General features: G+C 73.5%; 18 protein-coding genes and 1 pseudogene. 10 read left to right on the top strand and 9 right to left on the bottom strand.

Going from position 1 to position 23,671, the window contains the following annotated elements; translation table 11 throughout:
- Positions 1 to 58: 58 nt before the first annotated feature.
- From Sm713_RS33920 to Sm713_RS33895, 6 genes are all read right to left on the bottom strand, one after another.
- Positions 59 to 601, bottom strand: a complete 543-nt coding sequence (locus Sm713_RS33920; protein WP_212913773.1) for a GNAT family N-acetyltransferase — start codon at positions 599 to 601, stop codon at positions 59 to 61.
- A 155-nt stretch (positions 602 to 756) separates the two neighbouring features.
- Positions 757 to 1,689: an LD-carboxypeptidase gene (locus Sm713_RS33915; protein ID WP_212915040.1), complete on the bottom strand. Its 933-nt coding sequence runs from the start codon at positions 1,687 to 1,689 to the stop codon at positions 757 to 759.
- Between the two features lie 119 nt (positions 1,690 to 1,808).
- The gene (locus tag Sm713_RS33910; protein WP_249416876.1) at positions 1,809 to 3,809 is read right to left on the bottom strand and encodes an LpqB family beta-propeller domain-containing protein; all 2,001 of its coding nucleotides are present in this window, start codon (positions 3,807 to 3,809) and stop codon (positions 1,809 to 1,811) included.
- Between the two features lie 115 nt (positions 3,810 to 3,924).
- Positions 3,925 to 5,346: a M20/M25/M40 family metallo-hydrolase gene (locus Sm713_RS33905; RefSeq protein WP_212913772.1), complete on the bottom strand. Its 1,422-nt coding sequence runs from the start codon at positions 5,344 to 5,346 to the stop codon at positions 3,925 to 3,927.
- Positions 5,339 to 6,175: a M55 family metallopeptidase gene (locus Sm713_RS33900; RefSeq protein WP_212913771.1), complete on the bottom strand. Its 837-nt coding sequence runs from the start codon at positions 6,173 to 6,175 to the stop codon at positions 5,339 to 5,341. Before Sm713_RS33900 ends, Sm713_RS33905 begins: the two co-directional genes overlap by 8 nt.
- A gap of 229 nt (positions 6,176 to 6,404) precedes the next feature.
- The gene (locus Sm713_RS33895) at positions 6,405 to 6,848 is read right to left on the bottom strand and encodes an SRPBCC family protein (RefSeq protein WP_212913770.1); all 444 of its coding nucleotides are present in this window, start codon (positions 6,846 to 6,848) and stop codon (positions 6,405 to 6,407) included.
- Positions 6,849 to 7,017: 169 nt separating this feature from the next.
- Here Sm713_RS33895 and Sm713_RS33890 point away from each other — a divergent pair.
- Positions 7,018 to 8,052 (top strand): annotated as a pseudogene (locus tag Sm713_RS33890) (Rv2578c family radical SAM protein); the annotation flags it as partial.
- A gap of 309 nt (positions 8,053 to 8,361) precedes the next feature.
- Here Sm713_RS33890 and Sm713_RS33885 read toward each other — a convergent pair.
- Complete coding sequence (locus Sm713_RS33885; protein WP_212915038.1) at positions 8,362 to 8,931, bottom strand: adenylosuccinate lyase; 570 nt, start codon at positions 8,929 to 8,931, stop codon at positions 8,362 to 8,364.
- Positions 8,932 to 9,419: 488 nt separating this feature from the next.
- On the opposite strand from Sm713_RS33885, the gene Sm713_RS33880 reads away from it, so the two are divergent.
- Positions 9,420 to 11,309, top strand: coding sequence for a 3-hydroxyacyl-CoA dehydrogenase family protein (locus tag Sm713_RS33880; RefSeq protein ID WP_212913769.1), 1,890 nt, complete (start codon positions 9,420 to 9,422; stop codon positions 11,307 to 11,309).
- 322 nt (positions 11,310 to 11,631) lie between these two features.
- Positions 11,632 to 12,441 carry a TetR family transcriptional regulator gene (locus Sm713_RS33875; protein ID WP_212913768.1) on the top strand — a complete coding sequence of 270 codons (810 nt, stop codon included), beginning with the start codon at positions 11,632 to 11,634 and terminating at the stop codon, positions 12,439 to 12,441.
- Positions 12,442 to 12,706: 265 nt separating this feature from the next.
- On the opposite strand, the gene Sm713_RS33870 is transcribed toward Sm713_RS33875, so the two are convergent.
- The gene (locus Sm713_RS33870; RefSeq protein WP_212915037.1) at positions 12,707 to 13,744 is read right to left on the bottom strand and encodes an acyl-CoA dehydrogenase family protein; all 1,038 of its coding nucleotides are present in this window, start codon (positions 13,742 to 13,744) and stop codon (positions 12,707 to 12,709) included.
- Between the two features lie 414 nt (positions 13,745 to 14,158).
- Positions 14,159 to 15,157, bottom strand: coding sequence for a helix-turn-helix domain-containing protein (locus Sm713_RS33865; RefSeq protein ID WP_212913767.1), 999 nt, complete (start codon positions 15,155 to 15,157; stop codon positions 14,159 to 14,161).
- A gap of 641 nt (positions 15,158 to 15,798) precedes the next feature.
- Between Sm713_RS33865 and ccrA the strand changes: the two genes are divergently transcribed.
- The 7 genes from ccrA to pssA all read left to right on the top strand — a co-directional run bounded on the left by ccrA (position 15,799) and on the right by pssA (position 23,668).
- Positions 15,799 to 17,169, top strand: a complete 1,371-nt coding sequence (gene ccrA / locus Sm713_RS33860) for a crotonyl-CoA carboxylase/reductase (protein ID WP_212913766.1) — start codon at positions 15,799 to 15,801, stop codon at positions 17,167 to 17,169.
- 10 nt (positions 17,170 to 17,179) lie between these two features.
- Positions 17,180 to 19,231 carry a protein meaA gene (locus tag Sm713_RS33855; RefSeq protein ID WP_212913765.1) on the top strand — a complete coding sequence of 684 codons (2,052 nt, stop codon included), beginning with the start codon at positions 17,180 to 17,182 and terminating at the stop codon, positions 19,229 to 19,231.
- Entirely contained in the window at positions 19,228 to 20,193 is a 966-nt protein-coding gene (locus Sm713_RS33850; RefSeq protein WP_212913764.1) for a CoA ester lyase, read from the top strand. Before Sm713_RS33855 ends, Sm713_RS33850 begins: the two co-directional genes overlap by 4 nt.
- Positions 20,194 to 20,197: 4 nt before the next feature.
- Positions 20,198 to 20,779, top strand: coding sequence for a MaoC family dehydratase (locus Sm713_RS33845; RefSeq protein WP_249416875.1), 582 nt, complete (start codon positions 20,198 to 20,200; stop codon positions 20,777 to 20,779).
- Between the two features lie 4 nt (positions 20,780 to 20,783).
- Entirely contained in the window at positions 20,784 to 21,989 is a 1,206-nt protein-coding gene (locus tag Sm713_RS33840) for an acyl-CoA dehydrogenase family protein (RefSeq protein ID WP_212913763.1), read from the top strand.
- Between the two features lie 169 nt (positions 21,990 to 22,158).
- On the top strand, positions 22,159 to 22,824 hold the full coding sequence (locus Sm713_RS33835) for a phosphatidylserine decarboxylase (protein ID WP_212913762.1): 666 nt from the start codon (positions 22,159 to 22,161) through the stop codon (positions 22,822 to 22,824).
- Positions 22,811 to 23,668: a CDP-diacylglycerol--serine O-phosphatidyltransferase gene (gene pssA / locus Sm713_RS33830; RefSeq protein ID WP_212913761.1), complete on the top strand. Its 858-nt coding sequence runs from the start codon at positions 22,811 to 22,813 to the stop codon at positions 23,666 to 23,668. The genes Sm713_RS33835 and pssA overlap by 14 nt, the downstream gene beginning before the upstream one ends.
- Positions 23,669 to 23,671: the final 3 nt, after the last annotated feature.

Genomic DNA, 23,671 nt, shown 5'->3' with positions numbered 1-23,671 from the left:
TCAATGGCACGGACGGGGCCAGCGGCACGGTCGGGGTCAGCAGGACCCGGCCCGGGGGTCAGCGGGGAGCCGGCATCTCGGCCGTGCGGGCCCACCGCTCGTGGTCGCGCCAGGCGCCGTCGACGTAGAGGAACTTCGGCGAGTAGCCCTCCAGCCGGAACCCGGCGCTCCGGGCCAGCGCGACGGAGGCGGCGTTGCCGGGCTGCACGTTGATCTCCAGCCGGTGCAGGCCCAGGGTGCCGAAGGCGTGGTCCACGACGAGCCGCAGGCCCTCGCGCATCAGGCCCCGCCCGGCGGCGTGCGCGAAGACGCCGTAGCCGAGGGCGCCGCTCCAGAAGGCGCCCTCGACGACGTTGTTGATGTTGATGAAGCCGGCCAGGCCCCCGTCGCGGGTGCAGACCAGGAAGCCGTGCCGGGTGGGGTCCTCGATGAGCCGGGTGGCGTACGCGGTGAAGTTCTCCAGGCCGGTGGGCGGGAACAGCCACGGCTGGTGCAGCGCGGTGCTCTCCCGCACGCGCGCGGTGAACTCCGGTCCGTCCGCGACGGTGATGTGGCGTATGCCCACCTGGGGGGCTGCGGCGAGGAAGGAGGTCTGCGGCATCCGGCCACATTACGCCGGGGGGCGCACGCCGGGTGTGCGATTACTGGGCCGTTCGGGAGCCCGGCCGGAGCGTCGACCGGCGCGGGAAGGCCCGGCACGGCGCGAGGCCGCCCGGCGGGGGCGCGGGCACAGGCATACCCGCTGGCCCCGGCCGGTCAGGCGAGGGCGGGTTCCGCCAGCCGCAGTTCCGGCTCGGCGCCGGGGTCGTCCGCGACCAGCTCGGCGCGGGCGCCGAGGGGCATGGTGAGCGCGTCCGTGCAGTGACCGAAGCCGGCATCCGCCACGACGGGAACGCCGAGGCCCCCGAGCCGGTCGGCGAACAGGGCCGCCAGCTCGCCGGGCGGACCGCACTGCTCCCAGGAGCCGAGCACCACCCCGCTCACCCCGTCGAACCATCCGGCGCGCGCCAGCTGGGTGAGGTAGCGGTCCAGCCGGTACGCCTCCTCGCCGACGTCCTCCAGGAGCAGCACGCCACCGCGCGCCGAGGGCCGGGTATCGGGGGTGCCGGCGCCCGCGGCGAGCAGCGAGAGGCAGCCGCCGAACGTGACGCCCTCCGCCCGGCCGGGCACGAGGACCCGGCCGCCCCGGATCACGGCGGTGCTCTCCGGCGCGAACAGGGTGGCCCGCAGGTGGTCCTGGGCACGGGTGCTCTTGACGAAGTCGACGCCCCCGACCATCGGCCCGTGCACGGTGGCGAGGCCCATCCGGGCGGCGAACGCCTCGTGCAGCGCCGTGATGTCGCTGAAGCCCAGGAACACCTTGGGGCCCGCGGCCCGCAGCGCGTCCCAGTCGAGCAGGTCCACCATGCGCTGCACCCCGTAGCCGCCGCGGGCGCACAGCACCGCCTCGACGGCCGGGTCGCACCAGGCCCGCTGGAGGTCGGCCGCACGGTCGGCGTCCGTCCCCGCGAGGTATCCGAAGTCGGGGTGCCGGTCCAGCACATGGGAGCCGACGACGGGGTCCAGGTGCCAGCCGCGGAGGATGTCGAGCCCCGCTTCGAGGCGGTCCGCGGGCACCGGCCCGCTGGGCGCGACCACGGCCACCCGCGAGCCGGGGCGCAGCCGGGCGGGCCGGGTCAGCGGTCGCAGGGGCGCCGGGGCCGCCGCGGCACCTTCGCGCGCCGGCACCCGGCCGGCACCGGCGCCGCCCGGCACGGCGGACACGGGAGGGGCGCCGGCACCCGGCGCCGGGGCCGCGTCGGACGCCGTCATCGGGTGAGCTGCAGGGTGGGGATGCCGGGCGGGTTCAGCCCGAAGACCTGCGCGTACAGGGACAGCTCCGCCTCCAGCGAGCGGATCATGGAGTCCGCGCGCCGGAAGCCGTGCCCCTCGCCCTCGAAGGCGATGTAGGCGTGCGGCAGGTCCCGGCCCGCCAGCTTGGCGAGGAAGCGCTCGCACTGCGAGGGCGGGCAGATCACGTCGTCCAGGCCCTGGAGCAGCAGGAAGGGCGCCGTGACCTGGCCGGCGTGCTCGGAGGGCGAGCGCTCCCGGTACCGCTCGGGCACCTCGGCGAGCGGGCCGATCAGCGACTCCAGGTACTGGGACTCGAAGTCGTGCGTCTCGCCGCTGCCCCAGGCGGTGAGGTCGAGGATGGGGAAGAGGATGGTGCCGCAGGCGTACCGGTCGGTGGTGGCGAGCGAGGCGGCCGTGGTCCAGCCGCCGGCGCTGCCGCCGCGGATGGCGAGCCGGCCGGGGTCCGCGGTGCCCTCCTCGGCCAGCGCCGAGGCCACCGCGGCGCAGTCCTCGACGTCCACGACGCCCCACTGCTCGTTCAGGCGGTTGCGGTAGGCGCGGCCGTATCCCGCGGAGCCGCCGTAGTTGACCTCGACGACCCCGATGCCGCGGGAGGTGAAGTAGGCGATCTCCAGGTCGAGGACGAGCGGGACGCGCGAGGTGGGGCCGCCGTGCGCCCAGACCACGTACGGCGGCAGCTCGCCGTCGGGGCCGGCGTGCTCGGGGTGGTGCGGCGGGTAGACCTGGGCGTGGATCTCCCGGCCGCCGGGGCCCGGGAAGGTGCGGACCTCCGGTTCGGGGTAGTACGCGGGGTCCACCGGGTCCTCGTGCGGGGAGCCGATCACGGCGGCCTCCCCGGTGACGGCGTCGGCCTCGACCACCTCGTGGCCGCGGTGGGTTCCGGCGGCCACGCCGACCACGCGGGTGCCGTGCACGGAGAGCGTCGCGGTCCACTCGGTCCAGGGGCCGCCGATGTCGGTGACCTTGCCGCTGTCCGGGTCGAGGATGCCGAGGGCGAGCGCGCCCTTGCCGTGCAGCACGGCGATCCGCCCGTCGGGCAGCGCCGCGAACCAGCGCGCGCCGATCCGCCAGAGCGGCCCGGCGAACTCCTCGTCGCGCGCCCGGAGCGGGGCCGCCGCGGCGACGTCCGCCGGGCCGGTGCCGTCCGCCCGGTAGAGGTTCCACCAGCCGGTGCGGTCGCTGGCGAACAGCAGCCGGCCCGCGTGGTCCCACTCGACCTGCGAGACGGCCTCCTCCCCTCCGCCGGCGACCTGGACCGGCTCGGAGAGCGTGCCGTCGGCGCGGACCTCGGCGAGCAGCACCCGCGTGCTGTCCCACGGCATCCGGGGGTGGTCCCAGGCCAGCCAGGCGGCCCGGGTGCCGTCCGGCGACAGGCGGGCGCCGGTGACGAAGCGGTGCCGGTCGTCGGCCAGTTCCCGTACGGCGCCGCGGTCCTCGGCCGCGGAGCCGTCCAGCGGTACGGCGGCCAGCACGCGCCGGAGGTCGGCCGGGCCCTCGCCGGTGAACTCCTCCAGGACACACCAGACCTCGCCGCGCTCGGCGTGCACGGTGGGATCGACCCAGCGCAGCCCGCCGCCCACCGGGGAGAGCGGGGTCAGCGGGCGGGGTTCGGCACCGGCCACGTCGGGCTCGTACGCGTACAGGCGCTGGTCGGTGAAGTCGGCGAAGACCAGCAGGGGCCCCGCCGCGCCGGGCCGTGCCACGCCGGCCCAGGGCTGCCCGCCGTATTCGATGACGCGGCTGCGCACGTTCCACGGCGCCGGCAGCACGGAGACGGGCGCCCCGCCCGGCCTGCGCCGCATCAGGGCGCGCCGCCCGCCCTCGGTGGGCCGCGGCTCGGTCCACCATGCCTCGTCCCCGACGAACCCGACGTTCTCGGGGCGCCCGTCGTGCGCGGCGGCGAGCCGCGCGTCGATCGGCGACGGCCAGGATCCGTACGGCTGAGTCCGCATCATCTCCCCATTCCCGCTGTGTTCACGTTGCTCGTGCCGGTCCGGACGCGGGCGTGCGTCCGGATGCCGGCGCCTGTGGTGTGCCCGCCGGGGTTGCCGTGCGGGCGGCGGGCGGCCCTCATGCCGTGCGCAGGAAGCGGTCGAGGACGCGGACGCCGAAGTGCAGCGCCTCGACCGGCACCCGCTCGTCGACGCCGTGGAACAGCGCGTGGTAGTCGAAGCCCTCGGGCAGCTTCAGCGGGGTGTAGCCGTACCCGGTGATGCCGAGCCGCGAGAACTGCTTGGCGTCGGTGCCGCCGGGCATGCAGAACGGCACCACGTGGGCCTCGGGCGCGAACTCCTCGATGGCGGTGCGCATCCTGGCGAACGTGGGCGAGTCGACGGGCGCCTGGAGGGCGATCTCGCGGTGCGCGAACTCCCAGTCGACATGGGGGCCGGTGAGCCGGTCGAGGGTGGCCCTGAACTCCTCCTCGCCGCCCGGCAGGTAGCGCCCGTCGACGTGGGCGACGGCCTCGCCGGGGATGACGTTGACCTTGTAGCCGGCGTCCAGCATGGTCGGGTTGGCGCTGTTGCGGGCGGTCGGGGCGACGAGCCGGCCGGCGTGGCCGAGGCGGGCGATCAGGTCGTCCACACCGCTGTCGGCGCCGTCGAGGTCGGCCTCGACGCCGTAGAGCGCGGCGAGTTCCGTGAGGGCGGCGCGGACGGTCGGGGTGAGCCGGACGGGCCACTCGTACTCGCCGATGCGCGTGATGGCGGCGGCGAGGCGGGTGACCGCGTTGTCGCTGTTGATCCGCGAGCCGTGACCGGCGACGCCGCGGGCGGTCAGCTTCAGCCAGGCCGTGCCGCGCTCGCCTGCCGCGATGGGGTAGATGTGGCGGCCCTGCCCGTCGTGCAGGGTGAACGCCCCCGACTCGCTGATGCCCTCCGTGCAGCCCTCGAAGAGCACGGCGTGCCGGTCGGCGAGGAAGCCGGAGCCGTCCTCGGCGCTGGCCTCCTCGTCGGCGGTGAAGGCGATCACGATGTCGCGGCGGGGCCGGATGCCGCCGCGCGCCCAGTGGCGGGCCACGGCGAGGATCATCGCGTCCATGTTCTTCATGTCGATGGCGCCGCGGCCCCAGACGACGCCGTCGGCGACCTCGCCGGAGAACGGGTGCACGCTCCAGTCGTCGGCCTGCGCGGGCACCACGTCCAGGTGGCCGTGGACCAGCAGGGCCGGGGCGCCCGGGTCGGAGCCGGGGATGCGGGCGACCACGTTGGTGCGGCCGGGAGTGCGCTCCAGCAGGGTGGGGGTGAGGCCGGCGTCCGCGAGCAGTTCGGCGGCGTACTCGGCCGCGGGCCGCTCCTTGCAGGAGCCGCCGCCGTAGTTGGACGTGTCGATGCGGATCAGCTCGGAGGTGAAGCGCACCACCTCGTCGAGCGCCCGCGCGTCGGGACCCGGGGCCGCCGCGCCGGACGCGGACGGCGCGCTGCCGTTCACCGACGGGCGCTCTGCCGCCGCGGGGCCCGCGGCTCCCGGTGCCGTCCCGTACTGCTCAGCCATACTGCTCCTCCACGGCGGCCGAGGCGATCGTGGTGACCGCCTTGAAGGTACGGATGCCCTCGTACATGGTGTCGCTGGTGTACTCGACGGTGCGCTCACCGGTCCTGGTGACACCCGGGACGACGGTGGTCGCCATCGACAGGTGCTCCGCGTCGAACTCCACCCGCACGGTGTACGGCCCCGCGTCCGCGGCGGGCTCGTACCGCACGGCGAGGGCGGCGGCCTGCTCGGCGGCGGCCCTGATGTCGGCGGCGGTGCGGGCCGGGGTGCGGCACACCGCGGCGTACCGCGAGACGTGGTCCTTGACGGCGACCTTCAGCGCCTCGGGCGCGTAGCCGAGGGCGTCCTCGCAGGTGAGGTCGTCCCCGGTGACCAGGACCACGGGGATGCCGTACTCGGCGACGACGGCGGCGTTCAGCAGGCCCTCGCTGGCCCGCCGGCCGTTCAGCCAGACGCCGGTGATGGAGTTGGCGAGGTAGGTGTGGGCGAGGACGCCCTCCATGCCGGCGCCCGTGTGGTAGCCGACGAACGCGATGCCGTCGACGTCGCCGTGCTGCACTCCCTCCACCATGGACAGGGACTTGTGGCGGCCGGTGAGCATCTGGGCGCGCTCGTCCAGGTTCTCCAGGAGGAGGTTGCGCATCGTCCAGTGGGCCTCGTTGATGAGCACCTCGTCGGCTCCGCCGTCCAGGAGTCCGAGGACGGCGGCGTTGACGTCCGAGGTGAACATCGCCCGGCAGCGCTCCCACTGCGGAGTGCCGGGAAGTACGTCCGCGGGCCAGGTCACGCCCGTCGCGCCCTCCATGTCGGCGCTGATGACGATCTTCACTCGCCCTCCGTTCTCCCCAGGTCAGAGCCGATGAAAGCCAACATGCTCGTCCGCTGTGGCGCAAGTGGTCATGCCGCACCACCGGTGCGGGCCGGGCGAACGGGATCTGATGGGGCACCCGGTGCGGGGCCGGGCCGAGAGCGGCGACCGGATCGAGGCGGCCGCCGGGCGCCGCCGGTCCCCGGGGGCCGAGGGCCGGTCCCGGGGGCGGTGGCGAGCGGTCCCGGTGTCAGCTTTCGAGGCGCTGCGCGAGCTTGTCCAGCACGGCCCCGTAGATCCGGCCGAGGCCCTTGGGCGCGAAGGTCTTCTCGAAGAACCCGCCGATGCCGCCGGCGCCGTTCCAGACCGTGGTGACGACCACCCGGGCCTTGCCCTCGCCCGCGGGGGTGACCCGCCAGGTGCTGACCATCGACGAGTTCCGGTCCCGCTCGACGAGCTCGCCGTCGGTGGGCTCGGTCACCTCCATCAGGCAGTCCCGCACCCGCTTGCTGGTGGCCTGGAGCTTCCAGTGCACGAGGGTCCCCTCGCCGTCGCCGCCCTCGCGCACCTCGTACTCGCTGAAGTGCTCGGTGAGCACCGACTCCCGGGTGCCGCTGTAGTCGGCCAGCGCGTCGAAGACGTCGTCCGGCTGAGCCGCGATGATCCGTTCGGTGACGGCCTCGACCTGCGCCATGACACTTCCTCCCTGGTTGCCACACGGACGATCACAGCCAATCACCCCGCGGTCCGCGCACCCAAATCAGGGCGCGCGGCACGCCGCCGGACACCGGCGCGCACGATCAAGGGAACATGTGTTCTATTGTGTGTCGCGTGCTGCTGCCGAGCGCCGTCTAGGAGGCGTCATGCGCTGGGAGAACCTCACAGAGAAGCCCGCCATGGGTCCGGACGGCGGTGTGCCCGGGGACATCGCGCTGTTCGGCACCGCCGCGGTGACGACCCGCACCTTCGACACCCCGGAGTTCCGCGGCATCACCTTCCACGAGGTGCGCGCGCGGTCGATCGTCAACCGCGTCCCGGGCGCCTCCCGGATGCCCTTCGAGTGGACGGTCAACCCGTACCGAGGCTGCAGTCACGCCTGCGTCTACTGTTTCGCCCGCAAGACCCACAGCTACCTCGACCTGGACACCGGGCACGGCTTCGACTCGCAGATCGTGGTGAAGGTCAACGCCCCCGAGCTGCTCCGCCGCCAGCTCGGCTCGGCGCGCTGGCGGGGCGAGCACATAGCGATGGGCACCAACGTCGACTGCTACCAGCGCGCCGAGGGCCGCTACCGGCTCATGCCGGGCATCATCGCGGCGCTGCGCGACCACGCCAACCCGTTCTCCATCCTGACCAAGGGCACCCTGATCCTGCGCGACCTGGACCTGCTCACCGAGGCCGCGCAGGTCACCGACGTGGGCCTGTCGGTGTCGGTGGGCTTCGTCGACCAGGAGCTGTGGCACTCCGTGGAGCCCGGCACGCCGGCCCCGCAGCGGCGCCTGGACGTGGTGCGGACGCTGACCGACGCGGGCCTGGGCTGCGGGGTGCTGATGGCGCCCGTGCTGCCGTTCCTGAGCGACCACCCCGACCAGCTCCGCGCCACGGTCCGCGCCATCGCCGCGGCCGGCGCGACCTCCGTGACGCCGCTCGTGCTGCACCTGCGGCCGGGCGCCCGCGAGTGGTACATGGCGTGGCTGGAGCAGCACCACCCCCACCTGGTGCGGCGCTACGAGCGGCTGTACGCGGCCGGTGCGTACGCGCCCAAGTGGTACCAGCGCCGGGTGACGCGCGAGGTGCACGACCTGGCCCGCGAGTTCGGCATCGGGCCCGCGCGGGCGGGCGGCCCGCGGAGGCTGCGCATGCCGGAGCCGGAGCCGGAGCATGGGCGGGCTGTGCCCGCGGAGGAGGCGGGGGGGCGGGCATACCCAGCTCACCATCCTGTGAGGGGGCGGCGGGGGCGCCGCGTTGGCCGTGGGAGTGGTTTCGGTCGAGTCCGGACCACCTGGCCGTCGTGGGCTTTTGCGCAGTTCCCCGCGCCCCTCAAAGGCGGCGCTACGCGCCTCCCTCAGCCACGGCCCTGTCAGGGGCGCGGGGAACTGCGCGAGCGGCCACGGCGAAACGCGCAGACCGCCACCGGGCCGAAGGGGCAGTCGCGGCCGTCTCCGGGTCCGGGCCACCGGACCGAACGAGGTGCACGGGGCGCGCCGTCAGCCCGGCAAGCGGGCGAGCGCCGCCTCTGCCGCAGCCGCCAGGCGCGGGTAGCCCGCGGCGTCCGTGAGGACGGGGCGTGCGCGGCGGTCGCCGAGGGCGCCCAGGCCCTCGACGCAGGCCAGGGCCACCTTGCCGTACGGGTCCTGGGGCGTCAGGCGCCGCCTGAGGGTGGTGATGAGGGCGGGCACCGCCTCCGGTGCGCGCAGCTCGGTGAGCAGCCGGACGGGATGCAGGGCGTAGGCGACCCGGAGCTCGTTGGTGGCGAGGGCCGCCGCCGCGCGGGCCGTGCGCGGGTCGCCCAGCCGGGCCAGGGCGCGGGCGGCCGAGGCGCAGCGCGCGGGGTCGCGGTGGTTGAGCAGGAGCACCAGCGTCTCGAAGGCACGGCGGTCGCGGCCACTGCCCAGCCGGAACGCGGCCAGTTCCCTGGCCCACAGCGGCTGCCCCGCCGCGGTCAGCACGGCGGCCAGCCCGTCGGCGTCCGCGGTCGCCACCAGCCGCTCGAACTCGGGCACCCCACCCGACTCGCGCCGTAAACGCTCCGTGAGCGCTCGCAACTCTTCGTCCATGACCGCCGAGCGTAGCCGGGACGCAGATCACAGGGACAGCCCGTACATAGTCCCGGACACCCTCTGGCGCGCTCGTTACTCACCAGTTAAGCTCATAAGAGCGGGGACAACCTCCCCGCTCCTCGCTCCGGGCGGCTTGGTGACGCAGCCGCCTCGGGCGATGGTCGGTTCGGTACTCCGGGCACCGGCCCGCCTCGTGCGGTATCGGCGCACGGATCCGGCGCACGCTTCGGCGCGCGCCATCACGGCAGGTCCCGGGACAGGGCCTGCCGGCTCCCCCTTTCCGCCGGTGCGCCCGGCGCGTGCGCGAGGCCGCTCGTGCGGTGTCGTGAGCACGGGCGCCTCCGTGTGAGGGCGCGCGCCCAGGCAGCTGCGGGCCGCGTCCCGCAGGAGGGCACCGCCGCGGCAGGGCCCTGGTCGGCGCTCGCCCGCCACGTGCCCCTACGCGCGCCCCCGGCCGGCACCGACCTTCGCCACCTGGAGCCCCCATGGCCTCTCCCCTGTCCCGTCCCGCCCCGGTCGGCTCTCCCCGGCCGCACCCGGAGAACTCCTCGCCCCGGCCGCACCCCGAGACCACCTCGCCGGCGGCCGTGCCCGGCGGTACCGAACTGCGCTGCGTCGCCGTCGTCGGGCTCGGCACGATGGGCACCGGCATCGCCGAGCTGCTGGCCTGCGCCGGGCGCGAGGTGATCGGCATCGACGTCAGCGAGGCGGCGGCGTCCCGCGCCACCGCCTCGCTGGACGCCGCCACCGCGCACGCCGTGCGCCGCGGCCGGCTCAGCGAGTCGGAGCGGCGCGACGCGCTCGCCCGCTTCCGCACCTTCACCGATGTCGCCGCCGCGGCGAACGCGGACCTGGTGATCGAGGTGACCCCCGAGTCGTACGAGATCAAGCAGCAGGTCATCCGGGCGCTGGACGCCGTCGTGCGGCCCGGCACGATCATCGCCACCGGCACCAACGCGCTGTCCGTGACCCGGCTCGCCGCCGGCTCCGGGCGGCCCGAGCGCGTCCTCGGCCTGCACTTCTTCCACCCGGCGCCCGCGATGCGGCTGGTCGAGGTGGTCTCCTCGGTGCTCACCGCGCCGGCCGCGGTCGCCGCCGTCACCGACCTCGCGCTCGACCTCGGCAAGGAGCCGGTGGCCGTCGGCGACCGGCCCGGGTTCGTCGCCGACGGGCTGCTGTTCGGCTACCTCAACCAGGCCGCCGCCATGTACGAGGCGAAGTACGCCGCGCGGGAGGACATCGACGCGGCCATGCGGCTGGGCTGCGGGCTGCCGATGGGGCCGCTCGCGCTGCTCGACCTGGTCGGCATCGACACCGCCTGCACCGTCCTGGAGGCCCTGTACGCCGAGTCGGGCGACCGGCTGCACGCACCCGCGCCGCTGCTGCGGCAGCTCGCCGACGCCGGGCTGACCGGGCGCAAGGCGGGCCGCGGCTTCTACACGTACCGCGCGGCGGGCAGTGCCGAGACCGTGCCCGACGCGCTCACCCCGGCCGCCGGGGCGGGCACCGGGGACGCGCGCCCGGTGCGCTCGGTGGGCGTGGCGGGCTCGGGCACGATGGCGTGCGGCATCACGGAGGTGTTCGCCACCGGCGGCCTGCCCGTGGTGCTCGCGGCGCGGGACCTGGCGCGCGCGGAAGCCGCCAGGGACCGGATCGGCCGGTCGCTGGCCCGCTCCGTCGCCCGCGGCAGGCTCACCGAGGCCGCCGCCGGGGCCGCGCTCGACCTGATCACGCCGGTGGGCGGCTACGCGGCCCTCGCCGACGTCGACCTCGCGGTGGAGGCGGTCGTGGAGGACCTCACGGTCAAGCGGGACGTGTTCGCCGCCTTCGACCGGATCTGCCGGCCGGGCGCGGTGCTCGCCACCACCACCTCCTCGCTGCCGGTGATCGCCTGCGCCCGCGCCACCGGACGTCCGGCGGACGTGGTCGGCCTGCACTTCTTCAACCCGGCGCCGGCCATGAAGCTGGTGGAGGTGGTGCGCACCGTGCTCACCGGCGACGAGGCGGGCGCCACCGCCCGCGCGGTCTGCGACCGGCTCGGCAGGCACCCGGTGGACTGCGGCGACCGCGCCGGGTTCATCGTCAACGCCCTGCTGTTCCCGTACCTGAACAACGCGGTGAAGATGGTCCAGGACCACTACGCCTCGCCGGACGACATCGACGCCGCGATGCGGCTGGGCGCCGGCTACCCGATGGGGCCCTTCGAGCTGCTGGACGTCGTCGGGCTGGATGTGTCGCTGGCCATCGAGCGGGTGCTCCACCACGAGTTCCGCGAGCCGTCCCTCGCGCCGGCCCCGCTGCTCGAACACCTGGTGGCCGCGGGCTGCCTCGGCCGCAAGACGGGCCGCGGCTTCCGCGAGCATGCCCGGCGCTGAGCGACCGGGTTCGGCGAGCGTGCCCGGCGCGGGGATACCGGGTTCCGCGAGCGTCCCCGGCGCCGGGCGGGCGGGTTCCGCGGGCATCCCCGGCGCCGGGCGAGCGGGCAGCGGGCCTTCGCCGGCCGGGCCGCCTTTCCCCGGGCCGCCGCTCCCCGGGGTGCCCGGCGCCGGACGCTCCGGGGTGCTTCCGGGCGCGCGCGTGACCGCCTGGTGCGAGTCCCGCGCGCCCTGGGGCGGACTGCTCGATTCCGGCTCGTCGGAGGCCGGGGCAGGCCCGGTGCCTACGCATCCGGCCGCGAACATGCAGTACGTTCGGGGCATGTCCCAGCCCGCCAAGTCCTCCCGGCCCCAGCCCACCGCCGACCCTCCCGAACGCGCCGCGGGCTCCCGCGCCGCCGCCCAACGGCTGAAAATGCGCCGCGAACTGGCGGCCGCCGCGATGGAACTCTTCGCCACCAAGGGGTACGAGGCGACGACGGTCGACGAGATCGCGGCCCAGGCCGGGGTGGCACGCCGCACGTTCTTCCGGCACTTCCGCTCCAAGGAAGAGGCGATCTTCCCGGACCACGACGACACGCTCGTACGGGCGGAGGCGGTGCTGAACGCGGCACCCGCGCACGAGCACCCGCTCGACACGGTCTGCCGCGGGATCAAGGAAGTGATGAAGATGTACGCGGCGCGCCCGGAGATCTCGGTCGCCCGCTACCGCCTCACCCGCGAGGTGCCCACTCTCCGGGAAGCCGAGATCGCCTCCGTCGCCCGGTACGAGCGGCTGTTCACCCGCTACCTGCTGGGCCACTTCGACGAGCACGCCCACCACGACGCCACCAACGACGACCCGCTGCTCGCCGAGGTCGCCGCATCCGCGGTGGTCACCGCCCACAACCACGTACTGCGCCGCTGGCTGCGCGCCGACGGCAAGGGCGACCTGGAGGAGCAGCTCGACCACGCCTTCGCCATCGTCCGCAGGACCTTCGGCACCGGCATCGGCGCGGGCCGCACCCAGGGCGCCATGCCGTCCACCACGGCGACCGCCACCGGCGACGTCCTGGTGACGGTGGCCCACACGGACGCCCCGCTCGACGAGATCATGCGCACGATCGAGGTCGCCCTGCGCGAACGGGCCTGACCTCGGGCGGGCCGGCCGGCCCGCGGCCACCCTGCCGCGAGACGCCGCCGGTCCGCAGTGCCCACCCGCCGGTCCGCCCGGCCCACCCGCCGGTCCGCCCGGCCCACCTTCCGGTCCGCCCGGCCCGTCCACCCGCCGGGATCGCCGCGGCGCGGGGCCGCCCGGGCGCCGGAAAGCCCGGGCGCGGAACCTCAGCCGGGCCGGCCGGGCTGAGGTTCCACCTCAGCCGGGCCGCGCGGGCTCCGGGAGGATCGGGCCGGGGCGCTCAGGAGAACGCCGCCAGAGCGGCCAGCTGGGCCGCACGCACGTCCGCCGTCTGACCCTGCACCTGGAGGAACAGGCCCTCGCGGGCGAGCCGTTGGGCCGGGCTGTCCAGGCCCATCGCACGGCCGCCGCCCGCCACGACCGCCGCGGTGGTGGCGGCGCGCAGCACGTCGTACGCCTCCGTCCTGAGCGCCAGGCGCTCCCCGATGCGCTCGCCGGTTCCGGGGAGGTCGGCGAGCGCGTACGCGGCGGCCCGGATCCCGTCCAGACGGACGTGCAGTGCCTGCGCCGTCTCGGCGGCCCCGGCGGCGCCGGACCCGGCCAGCACGCCGAGGGCGGCTCGGGCGACGCCCAGGACCGCCGGGGAGGTGTTCGCGCTCCTCGTGCGGTCCGTGGCCGCCCACTCCTCGTACGGGACGTGCAGGACGACGGCGTCGTCGGGCAGCCACAGGCCCGCCAGGTCCAGGGCGACGGTGTGGGAGGCGCCGAGCGCGGCGAGCCGCAGCGGGGCGGAAGGCCGCAGTCCGGGCCGCGCGCGGGCCTCGGTGAAGCCGAACAGCACCTCGCCGTCGTCGGTCAGGCCGCCCAGCATCATCACGTCGTTCAGGCCCCACCCGGTGTACCAGGGCACCCGGCCGTCGAACCGCCAGCCGCCTGGCTCCGGCGTGGCCCGCACCACGACCCGCGGAAAGGCCCGCAAATAGGAGAAGGCGACCCCGGACAGCAGCGCGCCGGTGGCCAGCGGGCGCAGCAGCCGTTCCCGCACCGGGCGGTCGCTCGCGGCGAGCGTGCTCACCGGCGTGTGGTGCTGCGTCTGCACGAACCACGTCGAGCAGCAGGCGCCGGCGAGGATCTCGGCGGTCTCGCGGGCCACCGCCGCCGGCGCCGCCGCGCCGCCGTACGCCGTGGGCGCGTTGAGGCCCAGCAGCCCCGACCGCTTCACGGCGTCGATGTGGCTCGCCGGCACGCCTTCCTGGTCGACCCGCTGGGCCGCCGGTGCCAGCACGTCGGCGGCGAGCCGGCGGGCGCGCTCGACCATGTCGACGGCCTCCGGACCCTCCGGGCCCTCGGAGCACTCAGGTGCTTGCGGGCCCTTCGAATCCTCCGGCGCTTCCGCACCGTCCGAGCCCTCCGGTGCTTCCTGGCTCATGCGGCGGCCTCCGCGGTGGGGGCTGGACCGCCACGACGTGCGGGCGGCCGGGTGCGGTGCGTCGGGGCGTGGGCGGCAGGGGTGGGCACCCGTCCATCATGCCCAGCGGACGTCCGCCGGGCACGGGCGCGGTGGGCGCGATGGGCGTGGCAGGCCCGGCCACGGCTCCCCTGACGCCCGATCACGAACCCCGGGCCTTCTGGACACCAGCGCCCCGAGCACCGGCCTCCACCCGCACCACGCCACTGCCTCCACCCGCACGACGCCACCGCCCGGACCCGGACGACGCCATCGGGACCCGGACTACGCCGCCGCGCCCTGCCCCGACGGGACCGGATGCAGCCCCCGGCGCGGGGCGCCGCGGCGGTGTTCCTGGGGGCTCGTGCCGTAGGCGCCGCGGTAGGAGCGGGTGAAGTCGGCGTGGCTCTTGAAGCCCCAGCGCGATGCGATGGCGTGGATGGGGGTGGCGGCGAGGGCCGGGTCCCCGAGGTCGCGGTGGGCGCGCTCCAGCCGCATGCGGCGGATCAGCGCGGCGACCGTGGTGCCCTCCGCCCGGAAGAGGCGGTGCAGGTAGCTGAGGGAGATGTGGTGCGCGGCGGCGATCGCGGGCGGGGCCAGCTCCGGGTCGTGCAGGCCGCGCTCGATGAACGCGCGGATGCTCACCGTCAGGTCGCGGCTGCGGGCCTCCGGCGCCGTGCGGTCCTCGGCGTCGAGGTGGTGGGCGAGGGTGGCGCAGAACAGGTCGACCACGACCCGTTCCAGCCGGGGCGCGTCGGAGGGCAGGTAGGGGCCGCCGGAGGCGATCTGGGTGAGCACGCCGGCGAGCAGCGCCCCCACGCCCTCGCCGGCAGGCATCCGGCGGGTCAGCAGCCGCTCGATTCCGTCGGGCGGCAGCGGAACCCGGTTCCTGGGCAGGGAGAGGCCGACGCCGGCGAAGTCCCGGGTGACGCACTCGAAGGGGCGGGAGCTGTCGACGAGGTACATCTCGTGCGCCGTGTGCCGGGCCCGCCGGCCGGCCTGGGCGATGTCCACCGTGCCTTGCAGCGGCAGCGTGAGGTGGTACAGCTCCGGGTCGGCCTGCCGGATCAGCCGGGGCGTCCTGACGAAGCGCACCGGCTGCACGGCCGTGGACCACACCCGCACCTCGCCGATCTCCAGCAGCCGCACCTCGGCCCGGAAGCCCCCCGCCTGCTCGGCCACGAGGTCCTGCGGGAACAGAGACTTCACCAGGCACTCGCGGAAGCCGTCGAGGCGGTGTTCCGCGGGTAAGTCGGTGGTCCGGAAGACGGATTCTCTCAGCACGTTTCTCGCCACACTCCCCCGAGTGCCCGCGACTCGTCCGCTCCGGTGCGGCCGGCCGGGCGCGGGCACCGGCGCCGGCCGACCTCATCCAGTGCACCAGTCCTGGATAAACGCCTGATGAATGCCCGTCAGGTGGGGACCCTGCGGTCCCACCGGCTCCAGCAGGTTCGCCCGGGGCCTCGGCGTAGCCCCGGAACCCGTTGCCAAAAGCTATCGATCATCGCTCATTTGACCAGCCCAGGCGCCAGATGAGGGAAAGTTTTGGCACGCAGTGCCTTGCCTTATGGCACCCCGTGCCATACGTTGAAGGTGTCCGGGTGGCCGGCACGCGGGAGTTCCCGAGCGCCGGTTGTCCCCGCGGGCCGTCGGTCCGCGCGCCCGGGCGCCTGCGTCACAGGCATCTCAAGAGCGACACTCCCGGCCGCCACCACACGGCTGGGGTGACTCCCACACCTCAGGGCAGTGGGCGGCGCCTTCACCGAACCGACGGCACCCACCCGGGGCACACCAGCGCCCCGGCCCCCGAAGGGGCGGCACCAGCCTCGCCCCAGCAGCCCGTTCGTCCCCGAAAGCGTCCCCCCGACGCTTCCCGGCCCCGGTCACGTGCCGAAGCCGGGCGATCCCTCGCCGGAGGCACCACCGTGAAGGAAATCCTGGACGCGATCCAAGCGCAGTCGGCGCAGCCCACCGCGCGGAACGGCACCGCCACCGTCACGGCCGCTGACTTCGCGGCCCTGCCCCTGCCGGACGGCTACCGCGCGGTGACCGTGCACAAGGACGAGACGGAGATGTTCGCCGGTCTCGCCACCCACGACAAGGACCCCCGCAAGTCGCTGCACGTCGACGAGGTGCCCCTGCCGGAGCTCGGCCCCGGCGAGGCCCTGGTCGCCGTCATGGCCTCCTCGGTGAACTACAACTCCGTGTGGACCGCGCTCTTCGAGCCGCTGCCGACCTTCGCCTTCCTGGAGCGCTATGGCCGCATGGGCGAGCTGGGCAAGCGGCACGACCTGCCCTACCACGTCATCGGCTCCGACCTGGCGGGCGTGGTGCTGCGCACCGGACCCGGCGTCAGCGCCTGGCAGCCCGGGGACGAGGTCGTCGCGCACTGCCTCTCCGTGGAGCTGGAGTCCTCCGACGGCCACAACGACACCATGCTCGACCCGGAGCAGCGCATCTGGGGATTCGAGACCAACTTCGGCGGCCTCGCCGACATCGCCCTCGTCAAGTCCAACCAGCTGATGCCCAAGCCCCACCACCTCACGTGGGAGGAGGCCGCCGCCCCTGGTCTTGTGAACTCCACCGCCTACCGGCAGTTGGTCTCGCGCAACGGCGCCGGCATGAAGCAGGGCGACAACGTCCTCATCTGGGGCGCCAGCGGCGGACTCGGCTCGTACGCCACGCAGTTCGCGCTGGCCGGCGGCGCCACGCCGATCTGCGTGGTGAGCAGCCCGCACAAGGCGGAGGTCTGCCGGGCCATGGGCGCGGAGGCGATCATCGACAGGAACGCCGAGGGCTACGCCTTCTGGGCGGACGAGGGGAACCAGGACCCGCGCGAGTGGAAGCGGTTCGGCAAGCGGATACGGGAGCTGACGGGCGGCGAGGACGTCGACATCGTCTTCGAGCACCCGGGCCGTGAGACGTTCGGCGCCTCGGTGTACGTGACGCGCAAGGGCGGCACGATCGTCACCTGCGCCTCCACGTCCGGCTACCGGCACGAGTACGACAACCGCTACCTGTGGATGTCGCTCAAGCGCATCATCGGCTCGCACTTCGCGAACTACCGGGAGGCCTGGGAGGCCAACCGGCTGATCTCCAAGGGCCGGATCCACCCGACGCTGTCGAAGGTGTACCCGCTGGCGGAGACCGGGCAGGCCGCGCAGGACGTGCACGGCAACGTCCACCAGGGCAAGGTCGGCGTCCTGTGCCTCGCACCCGAGGAGGGCCTGGGCGTGCGCGACCCCGGGATGCGGGCCAGGCACATCGACGCCATCAACCGCTTCCGCACCGTCTGAGGGTGGCGCCATGACCGACCATGAGACCGCCGTCCGCCAGAAGGACCGGCCCTGGCTGATGCGCACCTACGCCGGGCACTCCAGCGCCGAGGCGTCCAACGCCCTGTACCGGCAGGGCCTCGCCAAGGGCCAGACGGGCCTGTCGGTGGCGTTCGACCTGCCCACGCAGACCGGTTACGACCCCGACCACGTACTGGCCAGGGGCGAGGTCGGCCGGGTGGGGGTGCCGGTGTCCCACCTGGGCGACATGCGCCGGCTCTTCGAGGGCATCCCGCTGGAGCGGACGAACACCTCGATGACCATCAACGCCACCGCCATGTGGCTGCTCGCGCTCTACCAGGTGGTCGCCGAGGAGCAGGGCCTCGACGAGGGCGCCCTCGCGCAGCTCTCCGGCACCACGCAGAACGACATCGTCAAGGAGTACCTCTCCCGCGGCACCTACGTGTTCCCGCCGGGCCCGTCCCTGCGGCTGACCACGGACCTGATCGCGTACACGGTGCACCACATGCCGAAGTGGAACCCCGTCAACATCTGCAGCTACCACCTCCAGGAGGCCGGGGCCACGCCCGTCCAGGAGATCGCCTTCGCGCTGTCCACGGCCACCGCCGTGCTGGACGCCGTGTTCGCCTCCGGGCAGATCCCCCCGGAGCGGCGCGGGGACGTGGTCGGGCGCATCTCGTTCTTCGTCAACGCCGGGGTGCGGTTCGTCGAGGAGATGTGCAAGATGCGCGCGTTCGCCCGGCTGTGGGAGCGCATCACCCGCGAGCGGTACGGCATCGAGGACCCCCGGCAGCGCCGCTTCCGCTACGGCGTGCAGGTGAACTCCCTCGGCCTGACCGAGTCCCAGCCCGAGAACAACGTCCAGCGGATCGTGCTGGAGATGCTGGCGGTGACCCTCTCGAAGGACGCACGCGCGCGTGCCGTGCAGTTGCCCGCCTGGAACGAGGCGCTGGGGCTGCCGCGGCCCTGGGACCAGCAGTGGTCGCTGCGGATCCAGCAGGTGCTCGCCCACGAGAGCGACCTGCTGGAGTACGACGACCTCTTCGCCGGGTCGCGCGTCGTCGAGGCCGAGGTGACCGCCCTTCAGGAGCGGGCGCTCGCCGAGATGGACCGGATCGAGGAGATGGGCGGGCTGCTCGCGGCCGTCGAGTCCGGCTACCTCAAGGGGCAGCTGGTGGCCTCGCACGCGGCGCGCCGGGCCCGCATCGAGTCGGGCGAGGAGAAGATCGTCGGCGTCAACTGCTACGAGACCACCGAGCCCAGCCCGCTCACGGCCGATCTGGACACCGCCGTGCAGCAGGTGGACCCGGCCGGTCAGTCCCGGGTCGTGGCGGCGCTGGAGGAGTGGCGCGCCACCCGCTACCAGCCGCCCTTCAATCACCCGAGGCCCTGCAAGGCGCTGGAGCGCCTCAAGAAGGCCGCGGCGGGCACGGAGAACCTGATGGAGGCCACGCTGGAGTGCGCACGCGCGGGCGCCACGACGGGTGAGTGGGCGGGCGCGCTCAGGGAGGTGTTCGGCGAGTACCGGGCACCCACGGGCGTGACGTCCACGGCCGCCGCGGTGCCCTCCTGGGACGGCGGGCGGCTGGCCGGGGTGCGCGCAGCGGTGGACCGCACGGCCGCCGACCTGGGCTGCGGCCGGCTGCGGCTGCTGGTCGGCAAGCCGGGGCTCGACGGGCACTCCAACGGCGCCGAGCAGATCGCGGTGCGCGCCAGGGACGCCGGGTTCGAGGTGCTCTACCAGGGCATCCGGCTGACCCCCGAGGAGATCGTGGGGGCCGCGCTCGCCGAGGACGTTCACTGCGTGGGCCTGTCGATCCTGTCCGGCGCGCACACCGAGCTGGTGCCCGACGTGCTGCGGCGGCTGCGCGCGGCGGGCGCGGCGGACCTGCCGGTGATCGTCGGCGGGATCATCCCGGACGGTGACGCGAAGGCGCTGCTGCGCGCGGGTGTGGCCGCCGTGTTCACACCCAAGGACTTCGGTATCACGGAGATCGTCGGCCGTATCGTCGACGAGATCCGGCAAGCCAGCAAGCTCGACCCCGTGGAGGTCCCCGCATGACCGGCAGTGTCAACCGTCTGCGCCCGCGCCGCTCCTGCCTGGCGGTGCCCGGCTCCAGCCCGCGGTTCCTGGAGAAGGCCCAGTCGCTCCCCGCGGACCAGGTCTTCCTGGACCTGGAGGACGCCTGCGCGCCGCTCGCCAAGCCGGAGGCCCGGCACACCATCGTCAAGTTCCTCAACGAGGGTGACTGGACGGGCAAGACACGCGTGGTGCGGGTCAACGACTGGACGACCGAGTGGACGTACCGCGACGTCGTCACGGTCGTCGAGGGTGCGGGCGCCAACATCGACTGCGTCATGCTGCCCAAGGTCCAGGACGCCCAGCAGGTGGTGGCGCTGGACCTGCTGCTCACGCAGATCGAGAAGGCGACGGGCCTGGAGGTCGGCCGGATCGGCATCGAGGCGCAGATCGAGAACGCCAAGGGCCTCGTCAACGTCGACGAGATCGCCGCGGCGTCGCCCCGCCTGGAGACGATCGTGTTCGGGCCCGCCGACTTCATGGCGTCGATCAACATGAAGTCGCTGGTCGTGGGCGAGCAGCCGCCCGGGTATCCGGCCGACGCGTACCACTACATCCTGATGCGGATCCTGATGGCCGCCCGCGCGCACGACCTCCAGGCCATCGACGGGCCCTACCTCCAGATCAGGAACGTCGACGGTTTCCGCGCCGTCGCCGAACGGGCCGCGGCGCTGGGCTTCGACGGCAAGTGGGTGCTGCACCCGGGCCAGGTGGCCGCCGCCAACGAGGTGTTCTCGCCGTCGCAGGAGGACTACGACCACTCCGAACTGATCCTGGACGCCTACGCCTACCACACGTCGGAGGCGGGCGGGGCGAAGGGCTCGGCGATGCTCGGCGACGAGATGATCGACGAGGCCAGCCGCAAGATGGCGCTGGTGATCGCCGGCAAGGGGCGCGCCGCGGGGCTGCGCCGCACCAGCTCGTTCGAGCCCCCGGAGGCCTGAGACCATGCAGTTCGGACGCACTTTCGAGGAGTTCGAGGTCGGCGCCGTCTACCGGCACTGGCCCGGCAAGACGGTCACCGAGTACGACGACCATCTCTTCTGCCTGCTGACGATGAACCACCACCCGCTCCACCTGGACGCCCACTACGCCGGGCAGGCCACGGACTTCGGCAGGAACGTCGTGGTGGGCAACTACGTCTACTCGCTGCTGCTCGGCATGTCGGTGCCCGACGTGTCGGGCAAGGCGATCGCCAACCTGGAGGTGGAGTCCCTCAAGCACGTGGCTCCCACCTTCCACGGGGACACCATCTACGGCGAGACGACGGTCCTGGACAAGACCCCGTCCAGGTCGCGGCCCGACCGGGGCATCGTGCAGGTGGAGACCCGGGGCCACAAGCAGGACGGAACGCTGGTGTGCGTCTTCCGCCGCAAGGTGATGGTGCCCACCGAGGCGTACGTCGAGGAGCGCGGCGGCGAGCAGCCCGGCCGCCCGCTGCCGGCGCCCCCGCAGGGCCCGGATGCCCGCGGATCGGGCACCGGTGAGCCGCGGGAGTCCCAAGTCACCGGCGAGACCGAGGAGAAGTGACGCCATGAGCCGACTCGCCCGAACCCACGGGCTCACCGACATCCAGCAGGAGATCCTCTCGACGGTCCGCGACTTCGTCGACAAGGAGATCCTGCCCGTCGCCACGGAGCTGGAGCACCGCGACGAGTACCCGGGCGCCATCGTCGACGGCCTCAAGGAACTGGGGCTCTTCGGGCTGATGATCCCGGAGGAGTACGGGGGCCTGGGCGAGTCGCTGCTGACCTACGCCCTGTGCGTGGAGGAGATAGCGCGGGGCTGGATGTCGGTGTCCGGCATCATCAACACCCACTTCATCGTGGCGTACCTCCTGGAGCGGCACGGCACCGACGAGCAGCGGGAGCACTTCCTGCCCCGGATGGCGACCGGCGAGGTGCGCGGCGCGTTCTCGATGTCGGAGCCCGGCCTGGGGTCCGATGTGGCGGCCATCACGTCGAAGGGGGTCCGCCACGGCGACGACTACCTGCTCTCGGGCCAGAAGATGTGGCTGACGAACGGCGGTACGTCCACGCTGGTGGCGGTGCTCTGCCGGACCGACGAGGGCCGGCCCGAGGGAGACGCGCCACACCGCTCGCTCACGGCCTTCCTGGTGGAGAAGGAGCCCGGCTTCGGCGAGGTCCGTCCCGGTCTCACCATCCCCGGGAAGATCGAGAAGATGGGCTACAAAGGTGTGGACACGACCGAATTGATCATGGATGGGCTGCGGATTCCGGCCGATCGCGTGCTCGGCGGTGCCACCGGCCGCGGTTTTTACCAGATGATGGACGGAGTGGAGGTCGGCCGCGTCAATGTCGCGGCGCGTGGTTGCGGCGTCGCCCAGCGCGCGTTCGAGCTGGGCATCTCGTATGCCCAGCAGCGGCACACCTTCGGCCGGCCGATCGCCGGCCACCAGGCCATTCAGTTCAAGCTGGCGGAGATGGCTACCAAGGTTGAGGCCGCTCATGCGATGATGGTGAACGCAGCACGCAAAAAGGACTCCGGGGAGCGAAACGACCTTGAGGCAGGGATGGCGAAGTACCTCGCCTCCGAGTACTGCAAAGAGGTGGTGGAAGACGCGTTCCGGATCCATGGCGGCTACGGCTTCTCCAAGGAGTACGAGATCGAGCGCCTGTACCGTGAGGCTCCGATGCTGCTGATCGGCGAAGGTACCGCCGAGATCCAGAAAATGATCATCGGGCGACGGCTGCTCGAGGAGTACCGCCACCAGGGATAGACTCCGGATCCCGGGCGGATTTCCTTGAGGAGAACGTCACTCGCGGTCAGCACGCACCGCCACCGACTCGGCTTGCTGGCTTGCCGAGTTGCGGCCCGCAACCGATACGATCGCCGGAAAGCCGCCGTCCCCTTTTCCTGCGCGGCATCATCCGCTACGAAGGTCATCCATGCCCCACAGCCAAACCTCTGCACCACGCGACAGCCTCCTCAAGGGACGACTCGCGCGCGGAGCATCGCCGTGGCTTCTGCCGACCGTCGCCACAGCAGCCCTCAGCGTGGCCCGCTCCCTGCGCTCTCCCCGGTCACGGACCGCGACCGCCGTCGCCGTGCCCGCCACCGCACTCGCGGCGGGCATGCTGTGGTTCTTCCGGGACCCGGAGCGCACCATCGCCACCGGCCGGGTGATCTCGCCCGCGGACGGTGTGGTGCAGAGCATCATGCCGTGGCAGGACGGGCGCACGCGCGTCGCGATCTTCATGAGCCCGCTCAACGTGCACGTCAACCGCGCGCCGCTGGCCGGCACCATCACCTCCGTCGAACACGTACCGGGTGGTTTCATCCCGGCGTTCAACAAGGAGAGCGAGGACAACGAACGCGTCGTCTGGCACTTCGACACCGAGCTCGGCGACATCGAGCTGGTGCAGATCGCCGGTACAGTGGCGCGCCGCATCGTGCCGTATCTCACCCCGGGCGCCAAGGTCGAGCAGGGTGAGCGCATCGGGCTCATCCGCTTCGGCTCCCGTGTCGACGTCTATCTCCCCCCGGGCGTCGACACAGCGGTCGAGGTGGGCCAGAAGACCGTGGCTGGGGTGACACGCCTTGACCGTGATTGATCCTGAGACGCAGGCCGGCTGGGTGCCGGAGACCGACACCGACCACGACGAGGAAGAGGAGATGCCGCTGTCGTTGCGGCTGTCGATAGCGGACACGCTGACGCTCTGCAACGCGACCTGCGGTTTCATGGCGGTGTACTTCACCACCACCGGCATCCTCATCCCGCACCTCACCGGCAGCGCCGAGTCCGGCATGGGCCGGCACTCCGCGGCGACCGCCGTGATCCTGATGCTCTGCGCCGCCGTCTTCGACCTCTGCGACGGCCTGGTGGCCCGCAAGCTGCGCAGCTCGCCCATGGGCGCGGAGCTGGACAACCTCTCCGACCTGATCAGCTTCGGCCTCGCCCCGGCGTACTTCGTGCTCGTCTACGGCATGGTCGCCGACGACGCCCACCAGCGGGTGGCCGCCGTCGGGGCGGTACTGGTGCTGCTGGCGGTGGTGCTGCGGCTTGCGCGGTTCTCGTGCGTGACGCTGAAGGACGGCACGTTCCAGGGCATGCCGAGCCCGTTCGGCGCGCTCACGGTGGTCTCGATCGTGCTGCTGGAACTGCCCTTCGTCGCGACGCTGCTGGCGATCCTCGGTACGGCCTGGCTGATGGTGAGCCGGGTGGAGTACCCGAAGCCGCGGGGCCGCACCGCGGCGGCGATGTTCACCTGGATCGTGCTCAGCATCGGGCTGCTGGCGGCGTGGGCCTTCGACGCCCCCGGCGGGCAGCTCCTGCTCCAGACCGGCTGCTCGCTCCAGCTCGTCCTGGGCGCGGTGATCCCGCTCTTCGCCACGGCCCGCCGGGTGAACAACTTCAGGGACAACCGCAGGGAGGCGCGGGCAGCGCAGCTGCCATAACGC

This window comes from Streptomyces sp. TS71-3 (genome assembly GCF_018327685.1).
GTDB lineage: Bacteria > Actinomycetota > Actinomycetes > Streptomycetales > Streptomycetaceae > Streptomyces.
Note: the sequence above shows the minus strand (reverse complement) of the source record. Positions and strands in the feature narration are given on the sequence as shown.